Raw genomic sequence first — 9,254 nt, forward strand, 5'->3', positions numbered from 1 at the left:
CTGATGGAAAGCACGCTGCACGTGGACCGCAACGCCTGGCTGCCCGCCCTGGCCACCCGCAAGTTCCGCAAGGCGGCACCGAAGGCGGCCGACCTGCCGGTGATGGACGGGCAACGCACGCCAGGCAAGGTGGCGATCTTCGCCACCTGCTACGTCAACTACAACGAGCCCGGCATCGGCCTGGACCTGCTAAAGATCCTTGCCCACAACCAAATTCCGTACCTGCTGGTGGACAAGGAACAGTGCTGCGGCATGCCCAAGCTGGAGCTGGGCGACCTGGAATCGGTGGACGCCGGCAAGCGCGCCAACATCCCGGTGCTGGCGCAGTACGCAAGTGAGGGCTACGCGATCCTGTCGGCGGTGCCCAGCTGCACGCTGATGTTCAAGCAGGAACTGCCGCTGATGTACCCGCACGACGCCGGGGTGCAGGCCGTCAGGGAAGCCGTGTGGGATCCGTTCGAGTACCTGGGCGCGCGCCGGCGCGACGGCCTGCTCAAGACCGATTTTCCGCGGCCGCTGGGAAAGGTGAGCTACCACGTGCCTTGCCACGGCCGGGTGCAGAACGTCGGGCGCAAGACCGAGGAACTGCTCAAGCTGATTCCCGGCACCTTCGTGCACACCAGCGAGCGCTGCTCGGGCCATGCCGGCACTTTCGGCGTCAAGAAGCCGTCTCACGAAGTCGCCATGAAGATCGGCAAGCCGCTGTTCAAGCGCATGGCCGAGCATCCCCAGGGCGGCGCACCCGATTACATCAGCTCCGACTGCCCGCTGGGCGGCCACCATATCGCCCAGGGCTTCGAGCGCAATGCGCTGGGCGCGCCGCGGCTGGAGCACCCGCTGTCGCTGGTGCGCATCGCCTACGGGCTGGACTAGCAGGGATGCCGCGATGCAACTGACCGGCCGGATCACGCCCGGCAATCTGATGTCGCTGGAGGCGTACGCCAAGTGGCGCAAGCTGCACCAGCCCGAGGTCATCGCGCACCGGAGGCTGCGCAGCGTGGCGCTGGGCGATCACGTCAACATGCAGTTCGAGAGCGAGCTGACCATGCGCTACCAGATCCAGGAGATGCTGCGGCTCGAGAAGATCGTCCGGGACGAGGCGGTCCGGCAGGAGATCGACGCCTACCTGCCGCTGGTGCCGAACGGCGCCAACTGGACGGCCACGATGCTGATCGAGTATCCCGACGCCGGCGAGCGCAAGCGCGAGCTGGCCCGCCTGATCGGCGTGCAGGACCGCATGTTCGTCGAAGTGGAAGGACAGCCGCGCGTGTACGCGATCGCCGACGAGGACATGGAGCGCGACAACGAGGAAAAGACTTCCGCCGTGCACTTCCTGCGCTTCGAGTTGGCGCCGGCGCTGCGCGCCGCCATTCAGGCCGGCGCCGGCGTCAAGCTGGGCTGCGACCACACCAACTATCCGGCCCATGTGGCCATTGCGCCGCAGACGCTGGCGTCCCTGGCGGGCGATCTGCGTTGAGGCCCGGCAGACTGCTACCCCGGTGGGAACAGGTCCACGCGGTCGGTGACGATGCCGTCGGTGCCCAGCGCGAACAGCCGTTCGGCCTCGGCCGGCTCGTTGACGGTGTAGCTCAGGCAGCGAAAGCCGGCCTGCTTGGCCTGGCGCACGGTCTCCGCCGTCCACAGCTTGTGGTTGCAGACGATGGCCACACACTCCAGTTCCCGCGCGCCTTCGAGCCAGCGCTCGTGCGGCTTGTCCAGCAGCAGCCCGCGCGGCAGCTGCGGCGCGGCCAGTTGCGCGGCGCGCAGCGATTCGGGCTGGAAGGAGGTCAGGAAAGGCGGCACGGGCTGGCCTTCCCACAAGCGGGCGGCGTGCCGCGCCACGACGTCGCCGGTCTCCGCCTCACGCCCGCGCGAGGGCTTGATCTCGATGTCGAGAAAGTACTTGTTGGCCAGGCACCAGCGCGCGATGTTCTCGAAGGCGGGGATCGGCTCGCCGGCGTACATGCGCGAATGCCAGCTGCCGGCGTCCAGCCAGCCCAGCTGGTCCCAGGTGTGGTCGCCGGCGGTGCCGATGCCGTTGGTGGTCCGGTCCAGCTTGTCGTCGTGCAGCAGGAACGGGATGTTGTCCGCGCCCAGCTTGACGTCGCATTCGAACATCCGAAAGCCGTGGGTGGCGCCCAGGCGGAACGCGGCGAGGGTGTTCTCGGGCGCGAGCTTGCCGGCGCCGCGGTGCGCGATCCAGCGCGGGTAAGGCCAGTCCTTCATGCTGTCAGGCCGCGATCCGCTTGCCGCTGTCGGTGTCGAACCAGTGCAGCCGCTCTTCGCGCGGGCGCACGTGGATCACCTGGCCGGCCACCGGCGAGGGCTGGCCTTCCTCGATCCGCACGATGATCTGCTCGCCGTTGACGCGGCCGTAGATCAGCCGCTCGGCGCCCAGCAGTTCGACGGTCTCCGTGCGAACTTCCCAGCCGCCGTCGGCCACCACGTCCAGGTGCTCGGGCCGGATGCCGGTCAAGGTGCCGCCGCGGCCGCCGGGCACGTCATTGAGCAGGTTCATGGGCGGCGAGCCGATGAAGCTGGCCACGAAGGTGGAGGCGGGCTGGTGGTAGACCTCCTCGGGCGTGCCGAACTGCTCCATGCGGCCGGCGTTCATCACGATCATCCGCTGCGCCAGCGTCATCGCCTCGACCTGGTCGTGGGTGACGAACAGCGAGGTGATGCCCAGTTCGCGGTGCAGCTTCTGGATCTCCAGCCGGGTCTGGGCCCGCAGCTTGGCGTCCAGGTTGGACAGCGGCTCGTCGAACAGGAACACTTGCGGCTGGCGCACGATGGCGCGGCCCATGGCGACGCGCTGGCGCTGGCCGCCCGAGAGCTGGCGCGGCTTGCGCTCGAGCAGCTGGCCCAGCTCCAGGATGCCGGCGGCCTTGTCCACGCGCTGCCTGATCTCGGCGATCGGCATCTTGCGGATCTTCAGGCCGTAGGCCATGTTGTCGAACACGCTCATGTGGGGATACAAGGCGTAGTTCTGGAACACCATGGCGATGTCGCGCTCGGCCGGCTCCAGGTTGTTCACCACCCGCCCGCCGATGTCGATCTCGCCGCCGCTGACTTCCTCCAGCCCGGCGACCATGCGCAGCAGCGTGGACTTGCCGCAGCCGGACGGCCCGACGATGACGACGAACTCGCGGTCGGCGATCTCGGCGTTGACGCCGTGGATCACCTGCAGTTCCTGCTTGCCCTTGCCGTACTTTTTGACGACGTTTCTCAGCGAAATGGAAGCCATAGTTTCTTAATCGGTTGGCGACAGAGCAACAATTGCCCTGCAATTTATTGGTCTGTCACGCAAGGTTCTACTTTTCGGTGTCGACAAGGCCCTTGACGAACCACTTCTGCATCAGGATGACGACGATCGCCGGCGGCAGCATCGCCAGGATGGCGGTGGCCATCACGACGTTCCACTCGATGTAGACCTCGCCGAAGATCAGGCGCTTGATGCCCATGACGATCGGGTACATCTTCTCGTCGGTGGTCACCAGCAGCGGCCACAGGTACTGGTTCCAGCCGTAGATGAACTGGATGACGAACAGGGCGGCCATCGAGGTCTTGGACAATGGCAGCAGCACGTCCTTGAAGAAGCGCATCGGCCCGGCGCCGTCCATGCGCGCCGCCTCTACCAGCTCGTCCGGCACCGTCATGAAGAACTGGCGAAACAGGAAGGTGGCGGTGGCCGATGCGATCAGCGGCACCGTCAGGCCCGCCATCGAGTTGAGCATCCGCAAGTCGGAGATCACCTCGTAGGTCGGGCCGATCCGCACCTCCACCGGCAGCATCAGCGTCACGAACACCATCCAGAACACCAGGTTCTTGGCCGGGAAGCGGAAGTACACGATGGCGAAGGCCGACAGGATCGAGATGGCGATCTTGCCGATCGCGATGATCAGCGCACTGGCCAGGCTGATGCCCATCATCGGCAGCGCGGGCGCCACCGAGGCGCCGGCTTCGGTCTTGCCGCCGAACAGGGCGAAGCGGTAGCTCTCGACGATGTTGTTGCCGGGAAGCAGCGAGATCGGGTTGCTGCTGTTGATCTGCTCCGCGGTCTGCGTGGATCCGATGAAGGTCACGTAGATCGGAAAGAAGATCACGATCACACCGATGATCAGGATCAGGTGCGAGAAGAAGTCGAGGATGGGGTTGCGCTGGATCATGGTCGGTTGGGGACAGAGCTGAAGATCTGTCCCTCAAGGTTTAGTAATGAACCTTCTTTTCGACGAACTTGAACTGCACCACCGTCAGCGCGACGACGATGACCATCAGCACCACCGACTGGGCGGCGGAACCGTTGATGTCCATGGCCTTGAAGCCGTCGTAGTAGACCTTGTAGACCAGGATCGAGGTGTCCTTGCCCGGGCCGCCGTTGGTGGCGGCGTCGACGATGGCGAAGGTTTCGAAGAAAGCGTAGACGACGTTGATCACCAGCAGGAAGAAGGTGGTGGGCGACAGCAGCGGCCAGACGATGGTCCAGAAGCGCCGCCAGGGGCTGGCGCCATCGATGGTGGCGGCCTCGATCAGCGACGTGGGGATCGACTGCAGCCCGGCCAGGAAGAACAGGAAGTTGTACGAGATGTGCTTCCAGATCGCGGCCATCACGATCAGCGCCATTGCATGGTTGCCGTTGAGCACGTGGTTCCACTCGAAGCCCATCTCGATCAGGGCGTAGCGGATCGCGCCGTAGGGCGAGGCGAACATCATCAGCCACAGCACGCCGGCGACGACGGGGGCCACGGCATAGGGCCAGATCAGCAAGGTCTTGTAGATGCCGGCGGCGCGGACCACCCGGTTGGCCATCACGGCCAGCAGCAGCGAGATGGCAAGGCCGCCAACGGCCACCAGGGCGGAAAAGATCGCGGTGATCCTGAAGGAGTCCAGGTAGCCCGGATCGGCAAACAGGCGGCGGAAGTTCTCCAGGCCCACGAACTCGCTGGTGGAGCCGAAGGCGTCCTCCTGCAGCACGCTCTGGTACAGCGCCCGGCCGGCCGGCCAGAAGAAAAACACGAGGATGACGGCCATCTGGGGCGCGATCAGCACCCAAGGCAGCCATGACGACTTGAATAAAACCCTCTTCTCCATGGCGCGGTATTGTCTCCGATTGTTTCGTCAGCGCCGGGTGCGAAGAAAAAGGGGGGCTTGCGCCCCCCCTTGTCACACCGCCCGGTCGGGCAGCTTACTTGTTTGCCTTCTGGAACCGTTCCAGTTGTTCATTGCCGCGGCGAACGGCTTTGTCCAGGGCTTCCTTGGGCTGCTTGTTGCCTTGCCACACGCCTTCGAGTTCCTCGTCGATGATGGTGCGGACCTGGACGAAGTTGCCCAGGCGCACGCCGCGCGACTTGTCGGTGGTCTTGCGGATCATCTGGCTGACCGAGACGTCGGCGCCCGGGTTCTGCTTGTAGAAGCCGGATTTCTCGGTCAGCTCGAACGATGCCTTGGTGACCGGCAGGTAACCGGTGCGCTGGTGGCTGGCGGCCGCCACTTCAGGTTTGGACAGGTAGTTCAGGAACGCGGCCACGGCCTTGTATTCCTCGGGCTTCTTGCCGGCCATCACCCAGATGCTGGCGCCACCGATCACGGTGTTCTGCGGCGCGCCCGGCACGTCCGGATAGTAGGGCAGGGTGCCGGTGCCGGCGGCAAACTTGCTGTTGCGCTTGACGCTGCCCGCCAGCGCCGAGGAGCCCGTCGCCATGGCGCATTCGCCCGAGACGAAGGTGGCGTCGGCCTTGTTTTCGCGGCCCTTGTAGACGAACAGACCGTTCTTGGCCATGTTGGCCAGGTTCTCGATGTGGCGCACGTGCAGCGGGCTGTTGAACGCCAGCCGCGTGTCGAGGCCGCCGAAGCCGTTGTTTCTGGTCGCGTACAGCACGTTGTGCCAGGCCGAGAACGACTCCAGCTGGGTCCAGCTGATCCAGCTGGTGGTGAACGGGCACTTGTGGCCCGAGGCCTTGAGCTTGGCGGAGACCAGGGCCACTTCCGGCCAGGTGGTGGGCGGCTTTTCCGGATCGAGCCCGGCCGCCTTGAAGGCGTCCTTGTTGTAGTGGAACACCGGGGTGGAGCTGTTGAACGGGTAGCTCAGCATCTGCCCGTTGGGGGCGGTGTAGTAGCCCGAGACGGCGGGCACGTAGATGCTGGGGTCGAACTTCAGGCCGGCGTCGGTCATCACCTTGGCAACCGGCACGATCGCGCCCTTGGCGGCCATCATCGTGGCGGTGCCGACCTCGAACACCTGGATCATGTGCGGGGAGTTGCCGGCCCGGTAGGCGGCGATGCCGGCCGTCATCGACTCGGCGTAGCTGCCCTTGAAGGTCGGGGTGACCTTGTAGTCCTTCTGGCTGGCGTTGAAGTCCCTGGCCAGGTCGTTGACCCATTCGCCGAGGGCCCCGCCCATCGAATGCCACCACTGGACTTCGGTCTGTGCCTGGGCCGGGGCCGCGAAGCTGAAGGCGGCGGTCAGTGCAAGGGCCGAAAGCTTGAATTTCATGAATACTCCTGTTGGATGCGCGAAAGCGCCGTCACTCTACTGTTCTTTTGTGTCGGCGATTAGACAGTGGCCGCGGCGAGCCGGACAAGCGGGTTTCCCATGACTGCCGCCCGCTGGCTTGCTGCACTGCGGTAACATCTTCCTCCAGCCGGGTTGCACTCGTTTTTTGCAGTCGTTCGGCTGACATGCCTGGACCGATGAACGCCCCCACGACACTCGAACAACTCATGGCTGCGGTCGACGGCGACGCGCCGCGGCTGCGGGAGATTCCCTACAACTACACCTCGTTCTCGGACCGCGAGATCGTGATCCGGGCGCTGGGCGCGCGCGCCTGGGAGCTGCTCACCCGGCTGCGCGAGGAGCGCCACACGGGCCGCTCGGCGCGCATGCTGTACGAGGTGCTGGGCGACATCTGGGTGGTGCAGCGCAACCCGTACCTGCAGGACGACCTGCTGGACAACCCGCGCCGCCGCAAGCAGCTGGTCGAGGCCCTGCACCACCGGCTGGGCGAGGTGCAAAAGCGCCGCACGCCCGAGGTGGACGGCGAGCGCGACGCCTTGGTGGGCGAGCTGCTGGTGGCGGCCAACCGGGCTGTCAAGTCCTTCGACGCCGCCTTCACCGAAACCGCGGAACTGCGCAGCCGGGTCCGGCGCCAGCTGCGCCGCTACACCGCCAGGGACAACGTCAAGTTCGACGGCCTGTCGCGCGTGTCGCACGTCACCGACGCGACCGACTGGCGGGTCGAGTACCCGTTCGTGGTGCTGACGCCCGACACCGAGGCCGAGATGGCCGGCCTGGTCAAGGGCTGCATCGAGCTGGGGCTGACCATCATCCCGCGCGGCGGCGGCACCGGCTACACCGGCGGCGCCATTCCCCTGACCTGGCGCAGCGCGGTGATCAACACCGAAAAGCTCGAGGCCATGACCGAAGTCGAGCACGTGGCGATCCCCGGCCACGCCGATCTCGTCCCGACCGTCTGGACCGAAGCCGGGGTGGTGACGCAGCGCGTGGCCGACGCGGCCGAGCGGGCCGGCTTCGTGTTCGCGGTGGACCCGACCTCCGCCGAGGCGTCCTGCATCGGCGGCAACGTCGCCATGAACGCGGGCGGCAAGAAGGCGGTGCTGTGGGGCACGGCCCTGGACAACCTGGTGTCTTGGCGGATGGTGACGCCCCAGGCCGACTGGCTGGAGGTGACCCGCCTGGACCACAACCTGGGCAAGATCCACGACGCGGCCACCGCCACCTTCGAGCTGCGCTATTTCGATGCCGCCGCCAAGGTCGACTGGACCAAGCCCACCCGCACCGAGCGGCTGGAGATCGCCGGCTCGAGCTTTCGCAAGGAAGGCCTGGGCAAGGACGTCACCGACAAGTTCCTGTCCGGCCTGCCGGGCATCCAGAAGGAAGGCTGCGACGGTCTCATCACCAGCGCGCGCTGGGTGGTACACCGGATGCCGGCGCACACCCGCACGGTGTGCCTGGAGTTCTTCGGCAACGCCCGCGACGCGGTGCCCAGCATCGTCGACATCAAGGACTTCATGTTCGCCGAGCAAAAGCGCAGCGGCGTCGTGCTGGCCGGCCTGGAGCACCTGGACGACCGCTACCTGAAGGCGGTGGGCTACTCCACAAAGTCCAGGCGCGGCGGCCTGCCCAAGATGGTGCTGTTCGGCGACATCGCCGGCGACGACGCCGATGCCGTGGCCCGCGCCACCTCCGAGGTGGTGCGGCTGGCCAATTCGCGCAGCGGCGAGGGCTTCATCGCCATCAGCCCGGAAGCGCGCAAGAAGTTCTGGCTGGACCGCAAGCGCACGGCCGCCATCAGCAAGCACACCAACGCCTTCAAGATCAACGAGGACGTGGTGATCCCGCTGCCGCGGATGGCCGAATACACCGACGGCATCGAGCGCATCAACATCGAGCTGTCGCTGCGCAACAAGATCGCCCTGGCCGACGAGCTGGAGGCCTTCTTCGCCCGCGGCCGGCTGCCGCTGGGCAAGCAGGACGACGCCGGCGAAATCCCCTCGGCGGAACTGCTGGAAGACCGGGTCGGCCAGGCGCTGGCGCTGGTGCGCCAGGTGCGCGAACAGTGGCAAGGCTGGCTGCGCGAGGTCGAGCCGCTGTTCCCCCAACTGCAGGACCACACCTTGCGCGCCAGCTGGAAGACGCAGATCCGGGCGCCGCTGCAGGCGATCTTCGCCGGCAACGCCTTCGCGGCCATCCTGGACGAGGTCACGCAGATCCACCAGCGGGTGCTCAAGGGCCGGGTCTGGGTGGCGCTGCACATGCATGCCGGTGACGGCAACGTCCACACCAACATCCCGGTGAACAGCGACGACTACGAGATGCTGCAGACCGCGCACGAAGCGGTGAAGCGGATCATGAAGCTGGCACGTTCGCTCAACGGCGTGATCTCGGGCGAGCACGGCATCGGCATCACCAAGCTGGAATTCCTCACCGACGAGGAACTGAAGCCTTTCGCCGACTACAAGCAGCAAGTCGACCCCGAAGGCCGCTTCAACAAGGGCAAGCTGCTGCGCCATGCGCAGGCGGATTCCGATTCCTCGGTCTACGCCGACCTGACCAATGCCTACACGCCCAGCTTCGGCCTGATGGGGCACGAGTCGCTGATCATGCAGCAGTCGGACATCGGCGCGATCGCCGACAGCATCAAGGACTGCCTGCGCTGCGGCAAGTGCAAGCCGGTCTGCGCCACCCACGTGCCGCGCGCCAATCTGCTGTACAGCCCGCGCAACAAGATCCTGGCGAC

General features: G+C 66.1%; 8 protein-coding genes. 3 read left to right on the forward strand and 5 right to left on the reverse strand.

What is annotated here, in order from left to right:
• Positions 1-873: heterodisulfide reductase-related iron-sulfur binding cluster (locus tag JWP65_RS07950; RefSeq protein WP_299762452.1), on the forward strand; the 873-nt coding region annotated here is incomplete at its 5' end.
• A gap of 13 nt (positions 874-886) precedes the next feature.
• Positions 887-1,477: a DUF3501 family protein gene (locus JWP65_RS07955; RefSeq protein WP_299762455.1), complete on the forward strand. Its 591-nt coding sequence runs from the start codon at positions 887-889 to the stop codon at positions 1,475-1,477.
• A gap of 14 nt (positions 1,478-1,491) precedes the next feature.
• Here the strand turns inward: JWP65_RS07955 and ugpQ are convergent, their stop codons facing one another.
• From ugpQ to ugpB, 5 genes are all read right to left on the reverse strand, one after another.
• Complete coding sequence (gene ugpQ / locus JWP65_RS07960; protein WP_299762458.1) at positions 1,492-2,226, reverse strand: glycerophosphodiester phosphodiesterase; 735 nt, start codon at positions 2,224-2,226, stop codon at positions 1,492-1,494.
• Positions 2,227-2,230: 4 nt separating this feature from the next.
• The gene (locus JWP65_RS07965; RefSeq protein WP_299762461.1) at positions 2,231-3,244 is read right to left on the reverse strand and encodes a sn-glycerol-3-phosphate import ATP-binding protein UgpC; all 1,014 of its coding nucleotides are present in this window, start codon (positions 3,242-3,244) and stop codon (positions 2,231-2,233) included.
• Positions 3,245-3,311: 67 nt separating this feature from the next.
• Entirely contained in the window at positions 3,312-4,166 is an 855-nt protein-coding gene (gene ugpE, locus JWP65_RS07970; RefSeq protein WP_299762463.1) for a sn-glycerol-3-phosphate ABC transporter permease UgpE, read from the reverse strand.
• A 40-nt stretch (positions 4,167-4,206) separates the two neighbouring features.
• Positions 4,207-5,088, reverse strand: coding sequence for a sn-glycerol-3-phosphate ABC transporter permease UgpA (gene ugpA, locus JWP65_RS07975; protein ID WP_299762466.1), 882 nt, complete (start codon positions 5,086-5,088; stop codon positions 4,207-4,209).
• 94 nt (positions 5,089-5,182) lie between these two features.
• Entirely contained in the window at positions 5,183-6,490 is a 1,308-nt protein-coding gene (gene ugpB / locus JWP65_RS07980; protein WP_299762469.1) for a sn-glycerol-3-phosphate ABC transporter substrate-binding protein UgpB, read from the reverse strand.
• A 197-nt stretch (positions 6,491-6,687) separates the two neighbouring features.
• Between ugpB and JWP65_RS07985 the strand changes: the two genes are divergently transcribed.
• Positions 6,688-9,254 (forward strand): DUF3683 domain-containing protein (locus tag JWP65_RS07985; protein ID WP_299762472.1); only part of this gene is annotated, 2,567 nt, incomplete at its 3' end.

The organism is Ramlibacter sp., from assembly GCF_028292805.1.
Lineage (GTDB): Bacteria > Pseudomonadota > Gammaproteobacteria > Burkholderiales > Burkholderiaceae_C > Ramlibacter.

Coding starts and splice junctions, on each gene's coding strand:
- JWP65_RS07955 (WP_299762455.1), top strand. CDS start 887: ATGCAACTGACCGGCCGGATCACGCCCGGCAATCTGATGTCGCTGGAG.
- ugpB (WP_299762469.1), bottom strand. CDS start 6,490: ATGAAATTCAAGCTTTCGGCCCTTGCACTGACCGCCGCCTTCAGCTTC.
- ugpQ (WP_299762458.1), bottom strand. CDS start 2,226: ATGAAGGACTGGCCTTACCCGCGCTGGATCGCGCACCGCGGCGCCGGC.
- ugpA (WP_299762466.1), bottom strand. CDS start 5,088: ATGGAGAAGAGGGTTTTATTCAAGTCGTCATGGCTGCCTTGGGTGCTG.
- JWP65_RS07965 (WP_299762461.1), bottom strand. CDS start 3,244: ATGGCTTCCATTTCGCTGAGAAACGTCGTCAAAAAGTACGGCAAGGGC.
- ugpE (WP_299762463.1), bottom strand. CDS start 4,166: ATGATCCAGCGCAACCCCATCCTCGACTTCTTCTCGCACCTGATCCTG.